The organism is Yersinia aleksiciae (genome assembly GCF_001047675.1).
Taxonomy (GTDB): domain Bacteria; phylum Pseudomonadota; class Gammaproteobacteria; order Enterobacterales; family Enterobacteriaceae; genus Yersinia; species Yersinia aleksiciae.
In genome coordinates, this window is the sequence record NZ_CP011975.1 from 1,596,326 (window position 1) to 1,621,593 (window position 25,268).

Consider the following 25,268-nt stretch of genomic DNA (forward strand, 5'->3'; position numbering starts at 1 on the left):
TAGAATCATCGAGTTAGGCGTTAGTCCGCGTCATAACCCAGATTCGGGGCTAACCAGCGCTCAACCTCGGCCACAGGCATCCCTTTACGGGCGGCATAGTCCTCCACCTGATCCCGCTGAATCTGCGCCACGGCAAAGTACTTACTCTCTGGATGGCTGAAATACCAGCCCGATACCGATGCCCCCGGCCACATGGCGAAAGACTCGGTCAGCTTCATTCCGGTGTGAGTTTCCACATCCAGCAACTGCCAGATTTGGCCTTTTTCCGTGTGTTCTGGGCAGGCCGGATAGCCTGGTGCTGGGCGGATGCCCTGATAATTCTCGCGCACCAGCTCTTCGTTACTCAGATTTTCATTGGGCGAGAAGCCCCAATACACTTTGCGCACCCGCTCATGCAGATATTCTGCAAAGGCTTCCGCCAGACGATCTGACAGTGCCTTAATCATGATTTTGTTGTAGTCATCATGTTGAGCATCATAGGCGTCGGCCAGTGCATCCTCTTCCAAGCCGCCGGTGACGGCAAAGGCACCGAAGTAATCCGCTTTGCCACTGGATTTGGGGGCAACATAATCAGCCAGACAGTAGTTAGGGAAGTCTGTTTTCTCAGTTTGCTGGCGCAGATGATGACTGACCACCAGCACTTCGTCGCGCCGCTCATCACGGTAAATCTCGATATCATCACCGACACTGTTGGCCGGGAACAAACCCACCACCCCTTTCGGGTGCAGCAAACCTTCCGCCGACAGCTTATCCAGCAGCTCATTCGCATCAGCAAAGACTCGCTTGGCCTCTTCACCGACCACTTCATCTTCCAGAATTCGTGGATACTTGCCCGCCAGCGACCAAGTCATAAAGAATGGCGTCCAATCGATGTAATTACGCAAGGTTTCAATACTGGCTTCCACCACCTGTACACCGAGTTTGTGCGCGACAGGTGGCGTGTAGTTTTCCCAATCGATGACGGTGTGGTTCGCCCGCGCGACAGGCAAACTGACCGGTGGGGTTCGCGGTTTTTTACGGGCATGTTGAATACGGACGGTCTCATACTCTTTGCGAGTTTTCGCCACAAAATCATCACGTTGAGTATCAGATAGCAGCGCGGACACTACGCCAACACTGCGCGAAGCGTTAGAAACGTAGGTGGTCGAGCCGCTGTAGTTCTGCTCGATTTTCACTGCGGTATGGGCTTTGGAGGTGGTCGCACCGCCGATCAGCAGTGGCAGCGTAAAGCCTTGACGTTCCATCTCTTTCGCCACGTTAACCATCTCATCCAGCGACGGGGTAATCAGGCCAGATAAGCCGATGATATCCACTTTCTCTTCCCGCGCCGTCCGTAGGATTTTTTCGGTTGGCACCATCACGCCCAAATCGATAATTTGGTAGTTATTACACTGCAACACCACGCCAACGATATTTTTACCGATATCATGGACATCGCCTTTCACCGTCGCCAGCAGGATTTTACCTGCCGTCGTTCCTTTCTGTTTGCTGGCTTCGATATAAGGTTCGAGATAGGCCACCGCCTGTTTCATCACCCTAGCTGATTTCACCACCTGCGGCAGGAACATTTTCCCCTCGCCAAACAGGTCACCAACCACATTCATCCCGGCCATCAAAGGCCCTTCGATCACCTCAATGGGACGATCAGCCTGCTGGCGGGCCTCTTCAGTATCCAGCTCAATAAATTCGGTAATCCCTTTCACCAGTGAGTACTCGAGGCGCTTCACCACTGGCCAGCCGCGCCATTCCGCTTGCTGAATCGCCACTTCACCACTTTTGTTGCTGCGGTATTTCTCGGCCAGATCCAGCAAGCGCTCGGTGCTGTCACTGCGGCGGTTGAGAATGACGTCCTCAACCGCATCCCGCAGCTCATCAGACAGATCATCATAAATCGCCAACTGACCGGCGTTCACGATCCCCATGTCCATGCCGTTACGAATCGCGTAATAGAGGAACACCGCGTGGATCGCTTCACGTACCGGGTCATTACCACGAAAGGAGAAGGAGACGTTGGAGACGCCGCCGGAGATCATCGCATGGGGTAGCTCGGCTTTGATATCGGCGCAGGCTTCAATAAAATCAACGGCATAGTTGTTATGCTCTTCAATCCCAGTCGCCACGGCAAAAATATTGGGGTCGAAAATAATATCTTCCGGCGGGAAGCCCACCGTTTCAGTCAAAATCTTATAGGCGCGGCGGCAAATCTCGATTTTACGGGCGCGGGTATCCGCCTGCCCCGCTTCATCAAACGCCATCACCACCATGGCGGCCCCATAACGGCGAACCAGTTTGGCATGATGAATAAAAGCTTCTTCGCCCTCTTTCATTGAGATGGAGTTGACGATGCCTTTGCCCTGAATGCATTTCAGCCCTTTCTCGATCACCTCCCACTTCGAGGAGTCGATCATGATTGGCACACGTGCAATATCCGGCTCACCAGCAATCAGGTTGAGGAAGCGCACCATGGCCGCTTCTGCGTCCAGCATGCCCTCATCCATATTGATGTCGATGATCTGCGCGCCGCTGGTGACTTGCTGAAGAGCCACTTCCAGCGCTTCATCGTATTTATCTTCTTTTATCAGCCGTTTGAAGCGGGCAGAGCCGGTAACGTTGGTGCGCTCGCCGACGTTAACAAACAGCGTATTGGCATCGATGGTCAGCGGCTCCAACCCCGCCAAACGGCAGGCGACCGGAATATCGGGCAACTGGCGTGGCGGTACGCCAGCCACGGCTTTAGCCATCGCTGCAATGTGCCGTGGGGTCGTGCCGCAGCAACCGCCGACAATATTCAGGAATCCGGCACGTGCCCACTCGCCAATGTGATCAGCCATCTCTTTGGCGTCGAGATCGTATTCACCAAAGGCATTCGGCAAACCGGCATTAGGGTGCGCACTGACATAATATTCAGAGATGCGCGATAGCTCCGCGACATATTGGCGTAGCTCATCTGGCCCCAAAGCACAGTTCAGACCAAAGGAGAGCGGCTTGACGTGGCGCAGGGAGTTATAAAACGCTTCGGTGGTTTGGCCTGACAATGTGCGGCCCGAGGCATCGGTAATGGTGCCCGAAATCATCACCGGCAGCAGCACGCCCATGGCTTCAAATTCAGATTCGACGGCAAAGGTGGCCGCTTTGGCATTCAGGGTATCGAAGACGGTTTCAATCATAATCAGATCGGCACCGCCCTCAATCAGGGCGCGAGTTGACTCGCGATAAGCCTCGACCAATTGATCGAAACTGACGTTACGGAACGCCGGATCGTTTACTTTAGGGGAGATAGACGCGGTGCGGTTGGTCGGGCCAAGCACCCCAGCCACATAGCGTGGTTTGTCAGGTGTGCGGGCCGTCCATTCATCGGCGCAGATGCGGGCCAGACGGGCGGCTTCATAGTTGATTTCCGCCGACAGCGACTCCATCTGGTAATCTGCCATCGCAATAGTGGTGGAGTTAAATGTATTGGTTTCGAGAATATCAGCGCCCGCTTCCAAATAGGCATTGTGGATGGCGGTAATCACTTCCGGTTTAGAAAGCACCAGTAAGTCATTGTTACCTTTCAGATCACTGGGCCAATCGGCAAAGCGCGCGCCACGGTAATCCGCCTCTTCCAGCCGATAGCTCTGGATCATGGTGCCCATGCCGCCGTCCAGCACCAAAATCCGTTGTGCCAGTTGCTGATGTAACTCCTTAACCTTATTCTTTGTTGCTGTATCCACCACTGCCGCCTCTTTACCCTGTTGTCTTGCCATTATCCGACGCATCTATTTTTTGCGATTTGTACGTATCAGACATGCTGCAAAAATAAACCATTCGACATACCCGTCTGACATCCTAGCACAAGTTACTCGCGTTATGAGTCCACTCACAGTTGAGACTTTTTCAGGTAGAAAACCTAACTCATCGGATGAGCGTTTTTTGGGGTTTGCATGCATAATTGAAAAACGAAAATGAATTCCATAAGAATAAAGAAGAGGCTAATTTATGGCGTTACCGATTCCAATTAAGCGAGGCAAGAAACCCAAGGCAGCCGCGCAAACAATGCCTGCGGTAACAGGTCAGGTTCAGTCACTGACGCGCGGGCTTAAATTACTGGAATATATTTCCGAAGCGCAAGGAAGTGTGGCATTGACGGATTTGGCCCAACAGGCGGGTTTGCCGAACTCCACCACCCATCGATTGCTGACCACCATGCAACAGCAGGGTTTTGTCCGTCAGGTGGGGGATTTAGGACTTTGGACCATGGGTTCTCATGCTTTTATTGTCGGCAGTAGTTTTTTGCAGAGCCGTAATTTATTGGCCATGGTTCACCCGATGTTGCGCCGTTTGATGGATGAATCCGGCGAGACGGTGAATCTGGCGGTGCTGGATCACAGTGATTATCAGGCGATTATTATCGATCAGGTGCAGTGTACGGCGCTGATGCGGATGTCCGCCCCTATTGGCGGTAAGCTGCCTATGCATGCTTCCGGAGCTGGTAAAGCCTTTCTCTCCACCCTGAGCGACGATCAGTTGGTGCAGCTGTTACATAAGAAAGGGCTGCACGCCTACACTCAGCATACCCGTACCAATCCGGCCAGTTTGAAGGAGAATTTAGCGCTGATTCGTAAGCAAGGGTATTCGTTTGATGATGAAGAGCATGCCCTCGGCCTGCGTTGTATCGCCGCCTGCCTGTTCGATGAACACCACGAAGCCTTCGCCGCGATCTCCATCTCCGGTCCGGTATCGCGCATCACCGACGATCGCGTGACTGAATTGGGCGCACTGGTCATCCACGCCGCGAAAGAGATCACCCAATCCTACGGGGGTGGGAGCCGTGGTTAGGGATGTAATGTAATGAAAAATAGCGTTAAATTTTGTCGATCGGTGACCGAGAGGTTCAGTGCTCGAAGGGTTTACCGCACCTAGGGGCACTCCGGCGGCTCACGCCGCTACGACCCCAACGGCACGATCCCCCTTCATTTGAATCTGTATTTTTCAATCCAATCAAGGCGTAGCGAACGAAAGGCGTTTGGATGCGCCCTGCGCGCAGAACCCGTTAATTTAAAGCCCGCTGGGAGAAGCGCTGCTTCCGCCTATAGGCAAAAACATCCTCCACATACCCATCCCGAATGCGCGCCTGCAGCCCACGCCAATAACTGGCATGGAACAGGTCGCTGTGCACCTCCTCAAAAAAGTGTCTGATTTTTAAGTCGGTGCATAAGAAGTGACGAAACTCCTCTGGGAACACATCATTGGGTGACACGCTGTACCACGGCTCGCTAGCCATCTCATCTTCTGGATAACGCGGAGGGGGGATGTCGCGGAAATTCACCTCGGTCATATAGCAAATTTCATCATAATCGTAGAACACCACGCGCCCATGGCGGGTCACGCCAAAGTTTTTAAAGAGCATGTCGCCAGGGAAGATATTGGCGGCGGCCAGCTGTTTGATGGCATTACCATACTCTTCGATAGCATCCTTCAACTGCTGATCATTCGCCTGCTCCATATAGAGATTCAGTGGCGTCATTCGCCGCTCCATATACAGGTGCTTAATGATGATTTGATCGCCTAAATCCTCCAGTTTCTCCGGCACTTCCCGCTGTAGCTCAGCCAGCAGTTCAGGACTGATACGGTGCTTATCGATGACAAAGTTCTCATACTCTTGGGTGTCTGCCATGCGCCCGACGCGATCGTGCTCTTTAACCAGTTGGTAGCACTCTAAAACCCGCGCCTGAGTGACCTCTTTTTGCGGCGCAAACTGGTCTTTGATCACCTTAAATACCCGATCAAATGAGGGTAAGGTGAAGACCAGCATCACCATGCCTTTGACCCCCGGTGCAATAATAAACTGTTCGCTGGATTGATGGACGAAAGTGAGATATTCACGATAGCTTTCAGTTTTACCGTGTTTCTGGCAGCCAATCGCCATATACAGCTCAGCCGTCGATTTACTCGGTAAGATCTCCCGTAGCCATTCGACCATGGCCGAGGGCAGTGGCGCGTAAACCATAAAGTAAGAGCGGGCAAAGCCAAACACGATGCTGGCCTCGGCCTTGCTGGTCAGGCAGGTATCGATAAATAATGCGCCTGATTCATTGTGATGAATAGGCAGCAGGAATGGGAAGATCCCCTCCGGCAGTCGCAGTTTGCCCACTAACCATGCGGCTTTGTTGCGATAAAAGAGTTCGTTGGCGATTTGAAAGCGGGCATCGACAAGTTGCTCATCGGTAAAGGTCTGCCGCAGGGCAGCCACAATATAATCGATGTCTCGTGGCAGATTTTCCCACGGTAGGCGCAGCGGTAAGTCATTGAGCACCATCTGTAACATGCCGCTCAAATCCCCTTTTGGGGTAAAGTCGCGAGCTAAAGGCCGTGGGATCTCACGAAAGCGCCGCTCCGGTTGTGAGCTGAAAACAAACAGTTTGTCCGGCGTTAAATCACGGTGTTTGAACAAGCGGCAGTAAACCGAGTTAAAAAAGCTTTCCGCAATTTCGAAGCGCGGATAATCCGGTAACAGCTCGGTATAAATCTCTTTGACCCGTGCCAGAAAGGCGGCATCAAAATGGCGTTGGTCGGTGATGTGTTTGAGCTGCTCGACCACTAATCCCACGTGGTGGTCATAGAGGTGAATACGTTTTTTCATCGCCTGCTGTACCGCATGCCAATCTGCTTGCTCGAAACGATGCTGGGCGCTGGCGGTCACCTCCAGAAAACGGCCATATTGTGCATCAAATCCCTGCAAAATTGTCTGAGCGATTAATTGTTCTAATTTTACCGCCATGCTCACCCCCTGCCATACGGAACAGAGCCTGCATAAGCAGGCTCCTGATAAAACGCACGCTGATCAATCAGTTGCTTAGAACTGCTGCTCTTCCGTCGAGCCAGTCAGTGCGGTAACTGAGGATTCGCCGCCCTGAATGATATTGGTGACTTTATCAAAGTAGCCAGTACCCACTTCTTGCTGATGAGAGGCAAAGGTGTAGCCGCGCTCGACAGAGGCAAATTCTGGCTGCTGTACTTTCTCAACATAGTGCTTCATGCCCTCGCCTTGTGCGTAGGCGTGGGCCAGGTCGAACATGTTGAACCACATGCTGTGGATACCCGCCAGCGTAATAAATTGATATTTGTAGCCCATCGCGGAGAGGTCTTCCTGGAAACTGGCGATTTGCTGGTCGGTCAGATTCTTTTTCCAGTTAAATGATGGAGAACAGTTATAAGCCAATAATTTACCAGGGAATTGAGCGTGAACAGCATCAGCAAAGCGTTTCGCCAGCGCCAGATCCGGGGTCGAGGTTTCGCACCACACCAGATCAGCGTAAGGGGCATAGGCCAGACCACGGCTGATGGCTTGCTCGATACCTGCATGGGTGCGGAAGAAACCTTCGGCGGTACGGTCGCCAGTAATAAATTCGCTGTCATAAGGGTCGCAATCGGAGGTCAGTAAGTCCGCAGCATCGGCATCGGTACGTGCAATCAGCAGTGTTGGCACGCCGAGCACGTCAGCAGCTAAGCGGGCAGCAACCAGCTTCTGAATCGCTTCCTGTGTTGGCACCAAAACTTTGCCGCCCATATGGCCGCATTTCTTCACTGCCGCCAATTGGTCTTCAAAGTGAACGCCCGCCGCGCCAGCTTCAATCATCGCTTTCATCAATTCAAACGCATTCAAAACGCCGCCAAAACCCGCCTCAGCATCTGCCACAATCGGCAGGAAATAGTCGGTATAGCCTTTGCTGCCCGGCTCAATATTATTCGACCACTGAATCTGATCCGCACGACGGAAGCTGTTATTAATGCGTTTTACCACCGCGGGTACCGAGTCGACCGGATACAGTGACTGGTCTGGATACATGCTGGACGCGGTATTGGCATCGGCGGCAACCTGCCAACCTGACAGATAAATCGCCTCGACACCGGCCTTCGCCTGTTGCAATGCCTGACCACCTGTCAGCGCCCCCAGACAGTTGATGTAACCTTTGCGCGATTCGCCGTGCAGCAGCGCCCACAATTTGTTCGCACCATGCTGTGCCAGCGTGCACTCTGGGTTAACCGAACCGCGCAGTTTGATCACTTCTTCAGCGCTATAAGGGCGGGTGATCCCCTTCCAGCGCGGCGATTTCCATTCCTGTTCCAACTGCTGAATTTGTTGAGTACGAGAGGTTGTCATGGCGATATTCCTTATTATTCGATTTTGTAGGGTTAAATAGGGTGTGAACTCAAGCTAATAGGGCATAGCCTGGCAACGTCAGGAAGTCGATAAGCTCGTCTTGTGTTGTAATACGCTCCATCAGACGTGCAGCTTCTTCAAACCGCCCACCATCAAAACGTTCTGCGCCAAGCTCAAGCTTCACTACCTGCATTTCTTCACTCAACATGCTGCGGAACAGCGCTTTCGTCACCGTCTGACCATTGCTCAGGCTTTTCTGGTGATGAATCCATTGCCAGATAGAAGTTCGGGAGATCTCAGCCGTGGCGGCATCTTCCATCAGGCCATAAATCGGGACACAGCCATTACCAGAGATCCATGCTTCGATGTATTGCACCGCGACGCGGATATTGGCGCGCATACCTTCTTCGGTGCGATCGCCGCTGCAAGGCTCCAGCAACTCAGCGGCAATGATCGGTTTGTCCTGTGCGCGGCTCACCTCTAATTGGTTTGGCCGATTACCGAGAACTTTGTTAAAGACGTCCATCACGGTATCGGCCAGCCCTGGGTGTGCAACCCATGTGCCATCATGGCCGTTGCTGGCTTCCAGCTCTTTATCCGCACGAACTTTATCCAATACCTGCGCATTTTTTTCTGGGTCTTTATTCGGGATAAAGGCCGCCATACCGCCCATCGCCAACGCGCCACGCTTATGGCAAGTTTTGATCAGTAAACGAGAGTAGGCACTCAGGAAGGGTTTAGTCATGGTGACCGACTGACGATCGGGCAACACACGATCGCTGTGATTTTTCAGCGTTTTGATATAGCTGAAGATGTAGTCCCAGCGGCCACAATTCAGGGCAACAATGTGGTGGCGCAGATGGTAGAGGATCTCGTCCATCTGGAATACTGCTGGCAAGGTTTCGATTAAGACCGTCGCCTTAATGGTGCCTTGTGGCAGATCAAAACGCTGTTCGGTAAAGGTGAAAACATCACTCCACCAAGCCGCTTCCTGATAGGACTGCATCTTTGGTAGATAGAAATAGGGGCCGCTGCCATTCGCGAGCAATAACTTATAGTTATGGTAGAAATACAACGCGAAATCGAATAAGCCACCGGGGATATCTTCTCCCTGCCACTTAACGTGTTTTTCTGGCAAGTGCAGGCCACGAACGCGGGCAATCAACACCGCTGGATTGGGTTTTAACTGATAAATCTTGCCGGATTCATTCGCATAAGAGATGGTGCCTTTGACCGCATCGTGCAAATTAATCTGACCCTCAATAACCTTATCCCAGCTAGGTGCCAGCGAATCTTCAAAGTCGGCCATAAAGACTTTCACATTCGCATTGAGGGCATTAATTACCATTTTGCGCTCAACCGGCCCGGTGATTTCAACGCGACGATCACGTAAGTCCGCAGGGATACCCTGAATTCTCCAGTTACCTTCACGAATGGAATTGGTTTCCGAAATGAAATCAGGTAGTGCGCCTTGGTCAATCACCTGTTGCCAAGAGGCCCGCGCAGCAAGGAGTTTGCTACGCGGCTCTGCAAATTTTGCCACTAATTCAGCCAAAAATTCGATGGCCTCATCAGGCAAAACCTGCCGCTCAGCAGTATTAAAATGCTGGGTGAAAACTAACTCCGTGCCGACTATCTGTTGTGTCATTACCCTTCCCCTTACCCATCTCAGGTCATTCACATCAACGCTAACACAGCGTCACTCTTGGACTCTTATCGGGTAATACGCTTCGGCTGTAAATTGAAGGCTGAATTTCATGGTCATTTTTCACCCCGACAGCACTAAGAATAATCAATTAATTATGAAAATCAAAAACGATTTCCATTTTTATTTAAAATATTTTTTTAATCTTTATTTATCATGTTGTTAACATATAAGTGTAGTGTGAATAGATAGGAAGCTACTTCCATTACATCAATTTTGGCGAGATAACTTATTGTTTATCAAAGAGATCAGACCAGTTAACACTATGTTGAGTGGCACTTATTGGGAGTAAAAACAGACAGGCGGCTTCGATTCAGCCGCCATTATTAACATTTGGGGGGGAGAATACTAATCGAGGGTAGGATTCATACGACGCAAATCAAACGGGGTGATTTGGTAAACATAGTAGTTCAGCCAATTGGCAAACAGCAGATGCCCATGGCTACGCCATGAAGCTTTGGGTGGCAAAGTTGCATCATCGTGAGGGAAATAATTCAGTGGAACTTGCGGGTTAAGACCTGCGGCCACATCACGCTGATATTCTCCTGCTAGCGTATCAACATCATATTCAGGATGACCCGTCACGAAAGCTACCCGCTTATCTTTGCTGGCAAACAGATAAGCACCCGCCTCTTCCGATGAGACTAATATATCCAGATCAGTATATTGCTGAAGCACCTCAAGCGGAAAATCCGCATAGCGGGAATGGGGGGCGAGGAAGGTCTCGTCGAAGCCGCGTGTTAATAGTGCCAGCGGTTCCCGCGTTTGGTGCTGATAAATTCCGGAGAGTTTGACCTCACGGGTCATCTTGGGAATGCCGTACAAGATATTTAACGCCGCCTGTACCGCCCAACAGACAAATAGGGTTGAGGTAACATGATCCTTGGCCCAGGCAATAATGCGCTCGATCTGTGGCCAGTAGGCGACATCACAGAAATCGACCAAGCCCAGAGGTGCGCCAGTGACTATCAGCCCATCGAAGTTTTGATCCTGAATATCCTCAAAGTCACAATAGAAGTTGTTCAGGTGCTCGGCGGGGGTATTTTTTGACTCGCGACTATCAACCCGCAGCAATTGAATATCGATCTGTAAGGGTGAGTTAGAGAGTAAACGCAGGAATTGATTTTCCGTCTCAATTTTTTTAGGCATCAGATTCAAAACCAACACCTTCAGGGGACGAATTTCCTGAGTTTTCGCACGCGATGAAGTCATGACAAAGACATTCTCATTGCGTAAGAAACTCACCGCCGGTAATTCATCAGGAACCCGAATTGGCATGCCTATATCCTCAATATATCCGTTTATACGTTTAGACTTCTAGATGCCCGAAGATAGCGGGTTTTAGATGAAAAGTCGAGCGTTCTACCACAACCTGAAAATTTTTCACTGCGGAGGTGGCAATATCGACTGTCAGCAAAACAGTTAGTTTGATTTTTTCAGCGGCTAAAAAACAAAAAAATTGACTAATTTACAGTGGGTTGAGGTTATTAGTAATAGCAGCAATAATGAGGAAAGCAGGCGGATAGAGTCAGCGGAATTTGTCAGCAGTCGGAGTTATGTTGTCACGATACTGCTCGCGACACTTTCTATTGATCTTTACTTTTTGGATAACAGAAAAGCAAAAACCCCACGCTTTTGGCATGGGGTCTCAGCTTTATTTGATACCTGGCAGTGTCCTACTCTCGCATGGGGAGACCCCACACTACCATCGGCGCTACGGCGTTTCACTTCTGAGTTCGGCATGGGGTCAGGTGGGACCACCGCGCTATTGCCGCCAGGTAAATTCTTTTCTACAACTACCGAACTTTTAAACCCATATAACTGGTGCTGATACCCAGAGTCGAACTGGGGACCTCACCCTTACCAAGGGTGCGCTCTACCAACTGAGCCATATCAGCACGCTAAATTTGATGCCTGGCAGTGTCCTACTCTCGCATGGGGAGACCCCACACTACCATCGGCGCTACGGCGTTTCACTTCTGAGTTCGGCATGGGATCAGGTGGGACCACCGCGCTATGGCCGCCAGGCAAATTCTGTTTTAACCAACCCGTTCAGTATCAAAATACCAAACCAATTAGCTCAATCTCGGAACTTCGCTGAAAATCAAGAGTATACGTATCATACCGATACTCACCCCTTCGGGTTCGCCACTTATGGCGCTCAAAATCGTTTCACTCGATTTTGTCTCAAATAGCCAAAACACCTTTGGTGTTGTAAGGTTAAGCCTCACGGATCATTAGTACTGGTTAGCTCAATGCATCGCTGCACTTACACACCCAGCCTATCAACGTCATAGTCTTTAACGTTCCTTCAGGGGGCTTAAAGCCCCAGGGAAGACTCATCTCGAGGCAAGTTTCCCGCTTAGATGCTTTCAGCGGTTATCTCTTCCGAATTTAGCTACCGGGCAATGCCATTGGCATGACAACCCGAACACCAGTGATTCGTCCACTCCGGTCCTCTCGTACTAGGAGCAGCCCCTCTCAATCTTCCAACGCCCACGGCAGATAGGGACCGAACTGTCTCACGACGTTCTAAACCCAGCTCGCGTACCACTTTAAATGGCGAACAGCCATACCCTTGGGACCTACTTCAGCCCCAGGATGTGATGAGCCGACATCGAGGTGCCAAACACCGCCGTCGATATGAACTCTTGGGCGGTATCAGCCTGTTATCCCCGGAGTACCTTTTATCCGTTGAGCGATGGCCCTTCCATTCAGAACCACCGGATCACTAAGACCTACTTTCGTACCTGCTCGAGCCGTCACTCTCGCAGTCAAGCTAGCTTATGCCTTTGCACTAACCTCACGATGTCCGACCGTGATTAGCTAACCTTCGTGCTCCTCCGTTACTCTTTGGGAGGAGACCGCCCCAGTCAAACTACCCACCAGACACTGTCCTCACCCCGGATTACGGGGCCGAGTTAGAACATCAAACATTAAAGGGTGGTATTTCAAGGTTGGCTCCATGCAGACTGGCGTCCACACTTCAATGCCTCCCACCTATCCTACACATCAAGGCTCAATGTTCAGTGTCAAGCTATAGTAAAGGTTCACGGGGTCTTTCCGTCTTGCCGCGGGTACACTGCATCTTCACAGCGAGTTCAATTTCACTGAGTCTCGGGTGGAGACAGCCTGGCCATCATTACGCCATTCGTGCAGGTCGGAACTTACCCGACAAGGAATTTCGCTACCTTAGGACCGTTATAGTTACGGCCGCCGTTTACTGGGGCTTCGATCAAGAGCTTCGCCGTAAGGCTGACCCCATCAATTAACCTTCCAGCACCGGGCAGGCGTCACACCGTATACGTCCACTTTCGTGTTTGCACAGTGCTGTGTTTTTATTAAACAGTTGCAGCCAGCTGGTATCTGCGACTGGCTTCGGCGCCGAGAGCAAGTCTCTTTACCTAATGCCAGCGTGCCTTCTCCCGAAGTTACGGCACCATTTTGCCTAGTTCCTTCACCCGAGTTCTCTCAAGCGCCTGAGTATTCTCTACCTGACCACCTGTGTCGGTTTGGGGTACGATTTAATGTTACCTGATGCTTAGAGGCTTTTCCTGGAAGCTTGGCATCAACTACTTCTGCACCGTAGTGCATCGTCATCACACCTCAGCGTTGATAAGCAACCGGATTTACCAAGTCACTCCGCCTACATGCTTAAACCGGGACAACCGTCGCCCGGCTAGCCTAGCCTTCTCCGTCCCCCCTTCGCAGTAACACCAAGTACAGGAATATTAACCTGTTTCCCATCGACTACGCTTTTCAGCCTCGCCTTAGGGGTCGACTCACCCTGCCCCGATTAACGTTGGACAGGAACCCTTGGTCTTCCGGCGTGCGGGTTTTTCACCCGCATTATCGTTACTTATGTCAGCATTCGCACTTCTGATACCTCCAGCAACCCTCACAGGTCACCTTCAACGGCTTACAGAACGCTCCCCTACCCAACAACGCCTAAGCGTCGCTGCCGCAGCTTCGGTGCATGGTTTAGCCCCGTTACATCTTCCGCGCAGGCCGACTCGACCAGTGAGCTATTACGCTTTCTTTAAATGATGGCTGCTTCTAAGCCAACATCCTGGCTGTCTATGCCTTCCCACATCGTTTCCCACTTAACCATGACTTTGGGACCTTAGCTGGCGGTCTGGGTTGTTTCCCTCTTCACGACGGACGTTAGCACCCGCCGTGTGTCTCCCGTGATAACATTCTTCGGTATTCGGAGTTTGCATCGGTTTGGTAAGTCGGGATGACCCCCTAGCCGAAACAGTGCTCTACCCCCGAAGATGAGTTCACGAGGCGCTACCTAAATAGCTTTCGGGGAGAACCAGCTATCTCCCGGTTTGATTGGCCTTTCACCCCCAGCCACAAGTCATCCGCTAATTTTTCAACATTAGTCGGTTCGGTCCTCCAGTTAGTGTTACCCAACCTTCAACCTGCCCATGGCTAGATCACCGGGTTTCGGGTCTATACCTTGCAACTAGACGCCCAGTTAAGACTCGGTTTCCCTACGGCTCCCCTATTCGGTTAACCTTGCTACAAAATATAAGTCGCTGACCCATTATACAAAAGGTACGCAGTCACACCACGAAGGTGCTCCCACTGCTTGTACGTACACGGTTTCAGGTTCTATTTCACTCCCCTCGCCGGGGTTCTTTTCGCCTTTCCCTCACGGTACTGGTTCACTATCGGTCAGTCAGGAGTATTTAGCCTTGGAGGATGGTCCCCCCATATTCAGACAGGATGTCACGTGTCCCGCCCTACTCATCGAGTTCACAGAATATGCATTTTTGTGTACGGGACTATCACCCTGTACCGTGCGACTTTCCAGACGCTTCCACTAACACATAAACTGATTCAGACTCTGGGCTCTTCCCCGTTCGCTCGCCGCTACTGGGGGAATCTCGGTTGATTTCTTTTCCTCGGGGTACTTAGATGTTTCAGTTCCCCCGGTTCGCCTTGCATGGCTATGTATTCACCATGCAATAGTGCAACGAATTGCACTGGGTTTCCCCATTCGGGTATCGTCGGTTGTCACGCTTCATATCAGCTTACCGACGCTTTTCGCAGATTAGCACGCCCTTCATCGCCTCTGACTGCCTAGGCATCCACCGTGTACGCTTAGTCGCTTAACCTCACAACCCGAAGGTGTCTTTACAGACATCTTGCGCTGTGATTATTTGAGAGACTCTAATACAGGTTACTCCTCATCTCAGTACATCTACGGAGAGATAAGTTTCAGCTGTATTGTTTCAATTTTCAGCTTGTTCCAGATTGTTAAAGAGCAATATTTCACAACCCACTGAGTCTTGCGACCACAGTACGTTTTGAAATAGTTTTTTATATGGTGGAGCTAAGCGGGATCGAACCGCTGACCTCCTGCGTGCAAGGCAGGCGCTCTCCCAGCTGAGCTATAGCCCCATATAAAAAGCAAATCACCTTATTGCTGCAACTCAACAGGGAATAGTGAGTTGGTGGGTCTGAGTGGACTTGAACCACCGACCTCACCCTTATCAGGGGTGCGCTCTAACCACCTGAGCTACAGACCCAACAAGGTACTAAAGCCCGACTAATTTCTCAGTCCGGCCTTATTTGCTCGTTACTTTCTATCAGACAATCTGTGTGGACACTACGCAATGCGTATCGTTAGGTAAGGAGGTGATCCAACCGCAGGTTCCCCTACGGTTACCTTGTTACGACTTCACCCCAGTCATGAATCACAAAGTGGTAAGCGCCCTCCCGAAGGTTAAGCTACCTACTTCTTTTGCAACCCACTCCCATGGTGTGACGGGCGGTGTGTACAAGGCCCGGGAACGTATTCACCGTAGCATTCTGATCTACGATTACTAGCGATTCCGACTTCATGGAGTCGAGTTGCAGACTCCAATCCGGACTACGACAGACTTTATGTGGTCCGCTTGCTCTCGCGAGTTCGCTTCACTTTGTATCTGCCATTGTAGCACGTGTGTAGCCCTACTCGTAAGGGCCATGATGACTTGACGTCATCCCCACCTTCCTCCGGTTTGTCACCGGCAGTCTCCCTTGAGTTCCCACCATTACGTGCTGGCAACAAAGGATAAGGGTTGCGCTCGTTGCGGGACTTAACCCAACATTTCACAACACGAGCTGACGACAGCCATGCAGCACCTGTCTCACGGTTCCCGAAGGCACTTAAGCATCTCTGCTAAATTCCGTGGATGTCAAGAGTAGGTAAGGTTCTTCGCGTTGCATCGAATTAAACCACATGCTCCACCGCTTGTGCGGGCCCCCGTCAATTCATTTGAGTTTTAACCTTGCGGCCGTACTCCCCAGGCGGTCGACTTAACGCGTTAGCTCCGGAAGCCACGCCTCAAGGGCACAACCTCCAAGTCGACATCGTTTACAGCGTGGACTACCAGGGTATCTAATCCTGTTTGCTCCCCACGCTTTCGCACCTGAGCGTCAGTCTTTGTCCAGGGGGCCGCCTTCGCCACCGGTATTCCTCCAGATCTCTACGCATTTCACCGCTACACCTGGAATTCTACCCCCCTCTACAAGACTCTAGCTTGCCAGTTTCAAATGCAGTTCCCACGTTAAGCGCGGGGATTTCACATCTGACTTAACAAACCGCCTGCGTGCGCTTTACGCCCAGTAATTCCGATTAACGCTTGCACCCTCCGTATTACCGCGGCTGCTGGCACGGAGTTAGCCGGTGCTTCTTCTGCGAGTAACGTCAATCAATCGTGCTATTAACACGACTGCCTTCCTCCTCGCTGAAAGTGCTTTACAACCCGAAGGCCTTCTTCACACACGCGGCATGGCTGCATCAGGCTTGCGCCCATTGTGCAATATTCCCCACTGCTGCCTCCCGTAGGAGTCTGGACCGTGTCTCAGTTCCAGTGTGGCTGGTCATCCTCTCAGACCAGCTAGGGATCGTCGCCTAGGTGAGCCATTACCTCACCTACTAGCTAATCCCATCTGGGTTCATCCGATGGCGTGAGGCCCGAAGGTCCCCCACTTTGCTCTTACGAGGTCATGCGGTATTAGCTACCGTTTCCAGTAGTTATCCCCCTCCATCAGGCAGATCCCCAGACATTACTCACCCGTCCGCCGCTCGCCGGCAGAGTAGTAAACTACTCCCCGCTGCCGCTCGACTTGCATGTGTTAGGCCTGCCGCCAGCGTTCAATCTGAGCCATGATCAAACTCTTCAATTTAAGATTTGTTTGATTTGCTATGAGTTAACATAGCGATGCTCAAAGATTACTTTCTGCAAATATGCATTCGAACCGAAGTTCAAATGTGTACTGCTTTGGTCACTCTTCAAGACTTTGATATTATTTCTGCCTGTCGAAACAGGCTTCGATATCGTCTTGCGAGTGCCCACACAGATTGTCTGATAAATTGTTAAAGAGCAGTGAGTTAGAAACCTTCCGGTCATCAACTCGAGGTGCGCATATTACGCTTTCCTCACTCAGAGTCAACTACTTATTTCGTTGAATTTCTCTGTTCTCTTTGCCGGTCACTTAACTACTTGATTCGTTGTGTGCCGTCTCGATGGATGCGCATTATAGGGAGTTCCGCGCAGGCCGCAACTGCTAATTTCAATAAAAATGATCGTTTGCTGCATTCCACAGCAAAACCCCGCTTTATACCCTGTTGTGCACAAACTTATCCACAGTTGCAATCTGAACTGAAAATTGACGAGCATCACGCAATCGTTTTCGCTACAATTCCCCGCGTCGAAAATGCAGGGAGATATTCATCAAATAGGGTCTCTGCGGATCGATTTTTATCAAAATAGCGTGCGGCAGGCCAAAATTAAGTGTGCTTTTCCGCTTATCCTAGCCATCAACGCGCTAATGACAGGCCGGTCGTCCCCTTTTCGGGACGTTATCTGAATCTGTTCCTCTATATATAGAAGAAGTATCAGGTAGAGATTCACGTAACGCTCTATTTATAGCGAATGAAAAACTGCGATTCCAAAGCCAAGGGATAAAACCATGCAACAACGCCGTCCAATCCGCCGTGCTCTGCTTAGTGTGTCTGATAAAGCGGGTATCATTGAATTCGCCGAAGCGCTTTCTCAGCGTGGCATCGAGTTACTCTCCACCGGTGGGACTGCCCGCCTGTTAGCCGATGCTGGTCTGCCGGTCACCGAAGTTTCTGATTACACCGGTTTCCCGGAAATGATGGATGGCCGCGTTAAGACTCTGCATCCAAAAATCCATGGCGGTATTCTTGGTCGCCGTGGTCAAGACGATGCCATCATGACTGAACATGATATTCAGCCGATCGATATGGTAGTCGTCAATCTGTATCCTTTTGCCGCAACCGTGGCGCGTCCAGATTGTTCACTGGAAGATGCCGTTGAGAATATTGATATCGGCGGGCCGACTATGGTGCGCTCGGCGGCGAAGAATCATAAAGATGTCGCCATCGTGGTGAAGAGCAGTGACTACGCCGCCATCATTACCGAGCTGGATAATAATGACGGTTCCCTGACCTACCCAACCCGTTTCAATCTGGCGATTAAAGCATTCGAGCATACCGCTGCCTACGACAGTATGATCGCCAACTACTTCGGCACCATGGTTCCGGCCTACCACGGCGAGACCGAGCAGCCTGCGGGTCACTTCCCACGGACTCTGAATCTTAACTATATTAAGAAGCAAGATATGCGTTACGGTGAAAACAGCCACCAGCAAGCTGCCTTCTATATAGAAGAGAATCTGCAAGAAGCTTCCGTCGCCACCGCAGAACAGTTGCAAGGCAAGGCGCTCTCTTACAACAATATCGCTGATACCGATGCCGCATTGGAGTGCGTGAAAGAGTTCAACGAGCCGGCCTGTGTGATCGTCAAGCACGCTAACCCTTGTGGCGTGGCGATGGGTGACTCCATTCTTGCCGCTTACGAAAGCGCATACAAAACTGACCCCACCTCTGCTTTTGGCGGCATTATTGCCTTTAACCGTGAGTTAGATGCTGCAACCGCGCAAGCGATCATCAGTCGCCAGTTTGTGGAAGTGATTATCGCGCCAAGTGTCAGCGTCGACGCCTTAAGTGTTCTGGCGGCTAAACAAAACGTGCGTGTGTTGACCTGCGGTCAGTGGCAGGCGCGCTCTGCCGGTCTGGATTTCAAACGTGTGAATGGCGGTTTGCTGGTACAAGATCGTGATTTAGGTATGGTGACAGAAGCGGATCTGCGCGTGGTGTCCAAACGCCAGCCAACCGCGCAAGAGCTGCGTGATGCGCTGTTCTGCTGGAAAGTGGCTAAGTTCGTTAAATCCAACGCCATTGTCTATGCCCGCGATAATATGACCATCGGGATAGGCGCAGGCCAGATGAGCCGTGTTTACTCCGCGAAGATCGCCGGAATCAAAGCCGCCGACGAAGGTTTACAGGTTGCTGGTTCCGCCATGGCATCTGATGCTTTCTTCCCGTTCCGCGATGGCATTGATGCCGCCGCTGCCGTTGGCATCACTTGCGTGATCCAGCCGGGTGGTTCTATTCGCGATGACGAAGTGATTGCTGCTGCGGATGAACACAATATCGCGATGATCTTTACTGACATGCGTCATTTCCGTCATTAATTAAACCGCTTAACGGAGTCACCCGATGAATATTTTGATTATTGGTAACGGTGGACGCGAACACGCACTGGGCTGGAAAGCTGCGCAATCGCCTTTAGCGGATAAAATCTATGTCGCACCGGGCAATGCCGGTACGGCGCTGGAACCTCGCTTAGAAAATGTGGCTATCGCCGCGACGGATATTGCGGGCTTGCTGGCCTTTGCCCAAAGCCATGATATCGGCTTGACCATTGTTGGCCCAGAAGCGCCGTTAGTGATTGGTGTGGTGGATGCGTTCCGTGACGCGGGTCTGACGATCTTCGGCCCGACGCAAGCAGCAGCTCAGTTAGAAGGCTCCAAAGCGTTCACCAAAGATTTCTTGGCACGGCACAATATTCCTACCGCGTTCTACCAGAACTTCACTGAGATCGAACCAGCGCTGGCCTATGTTCGCAAGATTGGCGCGCCAATCGTGATTAAGGCTGACGGACTGGCAGCAGGTAAAGGTGTGATTGTCGCCATGACGTTGGACGAGGCGGAAACTGCTGTTCACGACATGCTGGCAGGCAATGCTTTTGGTGATGCAGGCCACCGTATCGTGGTGGAAGAGTTCCTCGACGGCGAAGAAGCCAGCTTTATCGTGATGGTTGATGGCGAAAATGTGCTGCCAATGGCCACCAGTCAGGACCATAAACGCGTCGGCGATGGCGATACCGGCCCGAATACCGGCGGGATGGGGGCTTACTCACCAGCCCCCGTGGTGACCGATGAGATCCACCAGCGTGTGATGGATCAGATTATCTGGCCAACCGTGCGCGGCATGGCAGCGGAAGGGAATGTCTATACCGGCTTCCTATACGCGGGCTTGATGATTTCAGCGGATGGGCAACCGAAAGTTATCGAATTCAACTGCCGCTTTGGTGACCCAGAAACGCAACCCATCATGCTGCGGATGCGTTCTGATCTGGTCGATCTTTGTCTGGCAGGTGCGCAAGGCAAGCTCAACGAGAAAACCTCTGACTGGGATGAGCGCCCTTCACTGGGTGTGGTGCTGGCAGCGGGCGGTTATCCAGCAGATTATCGCCAAGGCGATGTGATCCATGGATTGCCGCAACAAGAAGTGGCCGACGGGAAGGTTTTCCATGCGGGGACGCAGTTGAATAGTGATAATCAGGTGGTAACCAGCGGCGGGCGCGTATTATGCGTGACGGCACTGGGGGCCACTGTCGCTGAGGCGCAGCAACGTGCTTATCAGTTAGCGGCGGATATTCACTGGGAAGGCAGTTTCTGCCGTAAAGATATTGGCTATCGGGCGATTGCCCGCGGTAAGTAACTGACTCGTAGCAAGTAATGGCTAGCAGTCACGACTTTCGATGGGCACGGTTCGCTGTGCCCATTTGCATTTTAGCGATGCTATAAACTGCCGGCAGTGGGTTCCCAGCGGCAGAAATCTTGATTGGCGACCAGCAGCAGTTGCTGACCTTCCGGTGAGTCCAGCCATGCGACACCTAAAGGTTGCGCACTCTTCCCGCCGCGCTGACTCAACCATACCTGCGAGTTATCATCGAGACTCAACCGTAATGTTTTTCCGGCACAGGTGGTGACGATGCCATCCTGCCAGCCCCCCTGAATTAATCTGACGTTTCCGACGCGCAGTGCGCTGCTCAGATCCAGAATACGTTTCGCTTCCAACTGATAAACCGCAATCTCATCAGCTGAGAGCTGTTCACGTCGCTCGGCTAATTGCCGCTGCATAAAGCTCACCTGCCCCTGCTCATCGAAACGCAGCTCGACACTCTGTGGGTTATGGCCTAAATCGTTGCGACGAATTTCATGCAAAATACCATTTTGGTATTCATAGAAGGTCACGCGGGTATTGTCCCCGGAGTAGGGGCTATAGACGCTCATCAACACCAGTGGCTGTTGCTGCGCATTATCCTGACGCCATAAACGCACCACGCCGCTATCGGCGATGTATCCGCTGGCACTGAATTGGGGGGAGCCTGACTGACTGCTACAGGCGCTGAGACCAAAGGCTAAGCCGAGGGTCATCAGCACCCGCTGCATAAACAAAAGGGGTTTTGTCACCCCCCTGCTTATTATTTTCACTGACACACTATTAAGATTTAACAGAATCTTTCAGTGCTTTACCAGAAACAAACGCTGGCACATTAGCTGCAGCAATTTTGATTTCTTTACCAGTCTGTGGGTTGCGGCCAGTGCGCTCATTACGATGGTTTACTTTAAAAGTACCGAAACCAACCAATTGTACTGGATCACCGTCTTTCAGAGATTCGGTAATTGCAGCCAGTGTGGACTCCAAAGCAGCTTTAGCTTGAGCTTTAGAAAGGTCCGCTTTGTCCGCGATTACGTCAATCAGTTGAGTCTTATTCATAAGTTATCCTTACAGTGTGTTTATCGTTTGCAAAGCATCAAGTGCGACGGATATGCCAAATGACAGCACTCTCCTGCATACACGCACCGATAGCCACTTTTTTTCGCCCCCCAAATGTAGAACAGACAGGGGGCAGATGTGAAGCCTTAAGACGTGACAAATCAGGCGTTAAATCACGTTTTCTTGCCTTATTGCGTTAAATTTATGCCAATGTTGCTAACAGCCGCTTCCCGCAGGTCAGATCGTAACCCTTTTATCAAATCCAGGTCGCGCTCTTCACAGTCAGCCAACAGGCGAAAAATCTCCCATTGGATGTCCCATTCTTCTTCAACCGCGGGTAAGACTTTTAGCTCTTCATCGGTCATTTCTTTACCCGCCAATGTCATTTCTAACATGGCTACGGTACGAATGGATGCTTCGCTGATCGCGATGGCATGTTCCAGTGTTTCTCCACTCAAACGCGAATGGATAGCCTCACTCAATGCGATACAGGCATCGATAGCAGGATAAACACCGTAAATAACATAGTCATCAGCTGAAGGAATTGCCTCTTCCAACTTCTCCAACTGACTATCAAAATTCACTTTAGCGTCTTTTACGACCAACGTTTCCCAGATAAGGTCCAGAATGCGCCGATAAACCGCCGGATCGCCAAATTCTGTTTCCAGACAAAACTGCTGATAGTTGGGATACATCCGTTCGCACAAACAAGCCATGAAAGTCAGGTGTTGCCAGCTCTCCAGCTTTTCGAGACGTAGATGAATCGGATTACGTATCATGATGAGTTCTCATTATTCATTATCTGCGCGGCAGTGTACCCGAAATTAAATCATATCCCTATTGTTGCCAAGCAAATCAGGAGTTTTCCGCATCCAACGTTGAAATTGCGGGCGGTTTGAGGCGATAGCATCCGCCCAACGGGTCGGTTCCGGCAAACGGTAACCCGCCATACAGCGCTGAACCCACGTCAATGCGCTATCCACACTCACCTGATGTCCCGGCGATATAAACAGTGGATTGCAGCGGATTTTACTGCGCCATACCCAGCCAAGCTGCTCATTGCCATCAATCAGCGGTTGTAGTGCGCCGTTATCACTCTCTAGCGGCTGAAAATGCCCACACAGGCGGCTTTTGGCGACACCAATGGTGGGCACATCCACTAACAGGCCAAAATGGCTGGCAACCCCTAAACGGCGTGGATGCGCAATACCCTGCCCATCAACAAAAACCAGATCAGGCCGTTGCTGGAGCTTCGCCCAGGCGGCCAATAGTGCAGGATATTCACGAAAAGAGAGTAAACCGGGGATATACGGTAGTGAAGTTTCTACCCGCGCAATCTGATATTCCACCAGCTCGAGCGAGGGATAGCGCAAAATCGCGATAGCAGCACGGGTCACCTCCCCCTGCTGCTCGAAACCCACATCAGCGCCAGCAATAAAGCGTACCGACTGACCAAGAGGATTAGTCAGCACAGGAGCATCTTGCAGTAACACCTCAGATGCTCGCTGTTGCTGTTCTGCCCTTAGCGCTTTAGTATCAATCATCTGGCAACCTATTCAGATAATTTATTGGTGATAAGGCCGTGATAACGCATGCACCGCTTTAACAAAAGCACCAGCATGTTCTGGCGGGACATCCTGATGAATACCGTGGCCTAGATTAAACACGTGCCCTTCACCTTGCCCAAAGCTGGCTAAGATGGTGCTGACTTCTTGCTCAATACGCGCAGGCGGTGCATACAGGATGGAAGGATCCATATTGCCTTGCAGCGCAACTTTGTCACCCACGCGGCGGCGCGCATCGGCAAGATCAGTGGTCCAATCTAGTCCCAGTGCATCACAGCCGGTGACGGCCATCGCTTCCAGCCACTGCCCACCGCCTTTGGTGAACAAGGTGATCGGCACACGGCGACCTTCATTTTCACGGATCAGACCATTGACGATTTTATGCATGTAATTCAAGGAGAACTCAAGGTAGTCACGACCTGTCAGCACACCGCCCCAGGTATCAAAGACCATCACTGATTGTGCGCCAGCCTTGATTTGCGCGTTGAGATACAAAATAACGCTATCAGCCAGTTTATCCAGCAACAGATGTAGCGTTTGTGGCTCGGCGTACATCATTTTTTTCAGTTTGGTGAAGGCTTTGCTGCTACCGCCCTCGACCATGTAGGTCGCCAGTGTCCATGGGCTGCCGGAGAAGCCAATCAGCGGCACTTGCCCTGCCAGTTCACGGCGAATAGTGCGCACCGCATTCATGACGTAGCCCAGTTCCTGCTCAGGGTCAGGGATCGGCAACTTTTCAACATCGGCACGGCAGGTAATCGGTGACTGGAAGCGTGGACCTTCGCCGGTTTCAAAATAGAGCCCCAGCCCCATGGCATCCGGGATGGTCAGAATGTCTGAAAACAAAATCGCTGCATCCAGTGGATAACGACGCAATGGCTGCATCGTCACTTCACAGGCCAACTCCGCGTTTTTGCACAGTGACATAAAATCGCCTGCAATCGCGCGGGTGGCTTTATATTCTGGCAAATAACGGCCCGCCTGACGCATCATCCATACCGGTGTAACATCAACCGGTTGACGCAATAAAGCCCGCAGATAGCGATCGTTTTTCAATTCATTCATGGTGAAGCTCCCTTAATTATCTGGCGGCCATCTTTTATTTGGCCGCATTGTAGCATGCCAGATTCAGCTTTCCTGCTCACTGCGGCACAAGACCACCGTATCTTCAATCAACCTGCGGGCCACGGTACCTGGCGGCGGCAGTAACGGAAGTTGGTCGTAGCGATACCAACCGGCATTGAGCAACTCTTTCGGATCGTGCCGCAGTTCGCCGCTATCGTACTCCGCCATGTAAGCCACCATTAGCGAGTGCGGGAATGGCCAAGGTTGTGACGTCACATAGCGCAGATTTTTAATCTGGATATTGCTCTCTTCCATCACCTCGCGGGACACCGCTTGCTCCAGTGTTTCGCCCACTTCGACAAAACCGGCCAGCACCGTATTGATGCCGCCACGATGCCGCACATGCTGCGCCAATAAGATTTCATCACCACGGCGAATGGCAACAATCACACATGGGGCGATTTGCGGATAATAGCGTTCACGGCAGTGGTTACACAGGCAAGCCCATTCGGTGCGGCTAGCGTGCATTTGATGGCCGCAATAACCGCAGAAGCGGTGGGAGCGATAAAACTCCGCCAATTGCACACCCCGCCCAGCCAGTTGGAATAAGCCGCGATCCACCTCCAGCAATTGGCGCACTGATCCCATGTCGGTCGGCATGATCTGGCGAATCAGCCAAACCGCCTGCCCCTGCCATTCACCAATCTGTCTGGCGGTTGCGCCCTGTAGTGACCAATTGGCGGCATTACCTTGCGGCAGTTCCCCTTTTGGCAGCCATAATTTGTTTTCATGGCTGACGATCCACCAGCCACTCTCTTTACCCGTAAGTTGTAGTTCCATATCGTTGTTGCACAACCT

General features: G+C 51.5%; 14 protein-coding genes, 3 tRNA genes and 4 rRNA genes. 3 read left to right on the top strand and 18 right to left on the bottom strand.

Translation table 11 applies throughout. From position 1 onward, the window contains the following. Positions 1-20: 20 nt before the first annotated feature. Positions 21-3,716, bottom strand: coding sequence for a methionine synthase (gene metH / locus ACZ76_RS07320; RefSeq protein ID WP_048620231.1), 3,696 nt, complete (start codon positions 3,714-3,716; stop codon positions 21-23). Between the two features lie 262 nt (positions 3,717-3,978). Here metH and iclR point away from each other — a divergent pair, with 262 nt between their 5' ends. Further along, complete coding sequence (gene iclR / locus ACZ76_RS07325; RefSeq protein ID WP_048618147.1) at positions 3,979-4,818, top strand: glyoxylate bypass operon transcriptional repressor IclR; 840 nt, start codon at positions 3,979-3,981, stop codon at positions 4,816-4,818. A gap of 214 nt (positions 4,819-5,032) precedes the next feature. Here iclR and aceK read toward each other — a convergent pair whose 3' ends face one another. The 11 genes from aceK to ACZ76_RS07380 form a co-directional block, all read right to left on the bottom strand. Continuing rightward, on the bottom strand, positions 5,033-6,760 hold the full coding sequence (gene aceK / locus ACZ76_RS07330; RefSeq protein WP_048618148.1) for a bifunctional isocitrate dehydrogenase kinase/phosphatase: 1,728 nt from the start codon (positions 6,758-6,760) through the stop codon (positions 5,033-5,035). 75 nt (positions 6,761-6,835) lie between these two features. After that, positions 6,836-8,143, bottom strand: a complete 1,308-nt coding sequence (gene aceA, locus ACZ76_RS07335; protein ID WP_048618150.1) for an isocitrate lyase — start codon at positions 8,141-8,143, stop codon at positions 6,836-6,838. Between the two features lie 49 nt (positions 8,144-8,192). Continuing rightward, entirely contained in the window at positions 8,193-9,791 is a 1,599-nt protein-coding gene (gene aceB, locus ACZ76_RS07340) for a malate synthase A (protein ID WP_048618152.1), read from the bottom strand. Between the two features lie 405 nt (positions 9,792-10,196). After that, positions 10,197-11,126 (bottom strand): homoserine O-acetyltransferase MetA, encoded by a 930-nt coding sequence (metA, locus tag ACZ76_RS07345; RefSeq protein ID WP_004877686.1) that lies wholly within the window; start codon positions 11,124-11,126, stop codon positions 10,197-10,199. A 385-nt stretch (positions 11,127-11,511) separates the two neighbouring features. After that, positions 11,512-11,627 (bottom strand): 5S ribosomal RNA (gene rrf / locus ACZ76_RS07350). A gap of 43 nt (positions 11,628-11,670) precedes the next feature. Beyond that, positions 11,671-11,746: transfer RNA gene (locus ACZ76_RS07355), tRNA-Thr, on the bottom strand. 14 nt (positions 11,747-11,760) lie between these two features. Further along, positions 11,761-11,876: ribosomal RNA gene (gene rrf, locus ACZ76_RS07360) — 5S ribosomal RNA — on the bottom strand. A 188-nt stretch (positions 11,877-12,064) separates the two neighbouring features. Next, a 23S ribosomal RNA gene (locus ACZ76_RS07365) occupies positions 12,065-14,971 on the bottom strand. A gap of 210 nt (positions 14,972-15,181) precedes the next feature. Continuing rightward, positions 15,182-15,257 (bottom strand) — tRNA-Ala (locus ACZ76_RS07370). 51 nt (positions 15,258-15,308) lie between these two features. After that, positions 15,309-15,385: transfer RNA gene (locus ACZ76_RS07375), tRNA-Ile, on the bottom strand. 102 nt (positions 15,386-15,487) lie between these two features. Beyond that, positions 15,488-17,030 (bottom strand): 16S ribosomal RNA (locus ACZ76_RS07380). Together the 16S, 23S and 5S rRNA genes with 3 tRNA genes alongside form the textbook arrangement of a ribosomal RNA operon. 786 nt (positions 17,031-17,816) lie before the next feature. On the opposite strand from ACZ76_RS07380, the gene purH reads away from it, so the two are divergent. After that, positions 17,817-19,406, top strand: coding sequence for a bifunctional phosphoribosylaminoimidazolecarboxamide formyltransferase/IMP cyclohydrolase (purH, locus tag ACZ76_RS07390; RefSeq protein ID WP_048618156.1), 1,590 nt, complete (start codon positions 17,817-17,819; stop codon positions 19,404-19,406). Between the two features lie 25 nt (positions 19,407-19,431). Then, a complete protein-coding gene (gene purD, locus ACZ76_RS07395) occupies positions 19,432-20,718 on the top strand; it encodes a phosphoribosylamine--glycine ligase (protein WP_048618158.1) in 1,287 nt (428 codons plus the stop codon). A gap of 80 nt (positions 20,719-20,798) precedes the next feature. Here purD and ACZ76_RS07400 read toward each other — a convergent pair whose 3' ends face one another. The 6 genes from ACZ76_RS07400 to nudC form a co-directional block, all read right to left on the bottom strand. After that, the gene (locus ACZ76_RS07400; protein WP_048618160.1) at positions 20,799-21,452 is read right to left on the bottom strand and encodes a DUF1481 domain-containing protein; all 654 of its coding nucleotides are present in this window, start codon (positions 21,450-21,452) and stop codon (positions 20,799-20,801) included. A gap of 52 nt (positions 21,453-21,504) precedes the next feature. Next, positions 21,505-21,780: a nucleoid-associated protein HU-alpha gene (gene hupA, locus ACZ76_RS07405; RefSeq protein WP_004876782.1), complete on the bottom strand. Its 276-nt coding sequence runs from the start codon at positions 21,778-21,780 to the stop codon at positions 21,505-21,507. Between the two features lie 188 nt (positions 21,781-21,968). Beyond that, positions 21,969-22,559, bottom strand: a complete 591-nt coding sequence (locus ACZ76_RS07410) for a YjaG family protein (RefSeq protein WP_048618162.1) — start codon at positions 22,557-22,559, stop codon at positions 21,969-21,971. A gap of 45 nt (positions 22,560-22,604) precedes the next feature. Further along, complete coding sequence (gene nfi / locus ACZ76_RS07415; protein ID WP_048618164.1) at positions 22,605-23,324, bottom strand: deoxyribonuclease V; 720 nt, start codon at positions 23,322-23,324, stop codon at positions 22,605-22,607. 21 nt (positions 23,325-23,345) lie between these two features. Further along, positions 23,346-24,410: a uroporphyrinogen decarboxylase gene (gene hemE, locus ACZ76_RS07420; RefSeq protein WP_048618165.1), complete on the bottom strand. Its 1,065-nt coding sequence runs from the start codon at positions 24,408-24,410 to the stop codon at positions 23,346-23,348. 63 nt (positions 24,411-24,473) lie between these two features. Further along, on the bottom strand, positions 24,474-25,250 hold the full coding sequence (nudC, locus tag ACZ76_RS07425; RefSeq protein ID WP_048618167.1) for an NAD(+) diphosphatase: 777 nt from the start codon (positions 25,248-25,250) through the stop codon (positions 24,474-24,476). Positions 25,251-25,268 lie beyond the last annotated feature (18 nt).

What these genes read in the sequence shown, in the direction of transcription:
- iclR (WP_048618147.1), top strand. Translation starts at nt 3,979, where the DNA reads ATGGCGTTACCGATTCCAATTAAGCGAGGCAAGAAACCCAAGGCAGCC.
- aceK (WP_048618148.1), bottom strand. Translation starts at nt 6,760, where the DNA reads ATGGCGGTAAAATTAGAACAATTAATCGCTCAGACAATTTTGCAGGGA.
- aceA (WP_048618150.1), bottom strand. Translation starts at nt 8,143, where the DNA reads ATGACAACCTCTCGTACTCAACAAATTCAGCAGTTGGAACAGGAATGG.
- aceB (WP_048618152.1), bottom strand. Translation starts at nt 9,791, where the DNA reads ATGACACAACAGATAGTCGGCACGGAGTTAGTTTTCACCCAGCATTTT.
- metA (WP_004877686.1), bottom strand. Translation starts at nt 11,126, where the DNA reads ATGCCAATTCGGGTTCCTGATGAATTACCGGCGGTGAGTTTCTTACGC.
- purH (WP_048618156.1), top strand. Translation starts at nt 17,817, where the DNA reads ATGCAACAACGCCGTCCAATCCGCCGTGCTCTGCTTAGTGTGTCTGAT.
- purD (WP_048618158.1), top strand. Translation starts at nt 19,432, where the DNA reads ATGAATATTTTGATTATTGGTAACGGTGGACGCGAACACGCACTGGGC.
- ACZ76_RS07400 (WP_048618160.1), bottom strand. Translation starts at nt 21,452, where the DNA reads ATGCAGCGGGTGCTGATGACCCTCGGCTTAGCCTTTGGTCTCAGCGCC.
- hupA (WP_004876782.1), bottom strand. Translation starts at nt 21,780, where the DNA reads ATGAATAAGACTCAACTGATTGACGTAATCGCGGACAAAGCGGACCTT.
- ACZ76_RS07410 (WP_048618162.1), bottom strand. Translation starts at nt 22,559, where the DNA reads ATGATACGTAATCCGATTCATCTACGTCTCGAAAAGCTGGAGAGCTGG.
- nfi (WP_048618164.1), bottom strand. Translation starts at nt 23,324, where the DNA reads ATGATTGATACTAAAGCGCTAAGGGCAGAACAGCAACAGCGAGCATCT.
- hemE (WP_048618165.1), bottom strand. Translation starts at nt 24,410, where the DNA reads ATGAATGAATTGAAAAACGATCGCTATCTGCGGGCTTTATTGCGTCAA.
- nudC (WP_048618167.1), bottom strand. Translation starts at nt 25,250, where the DNA reads ATGGAACTACAACTTACGGGTAAAGAGAGTGGCTGGTGGATCGTCAGC.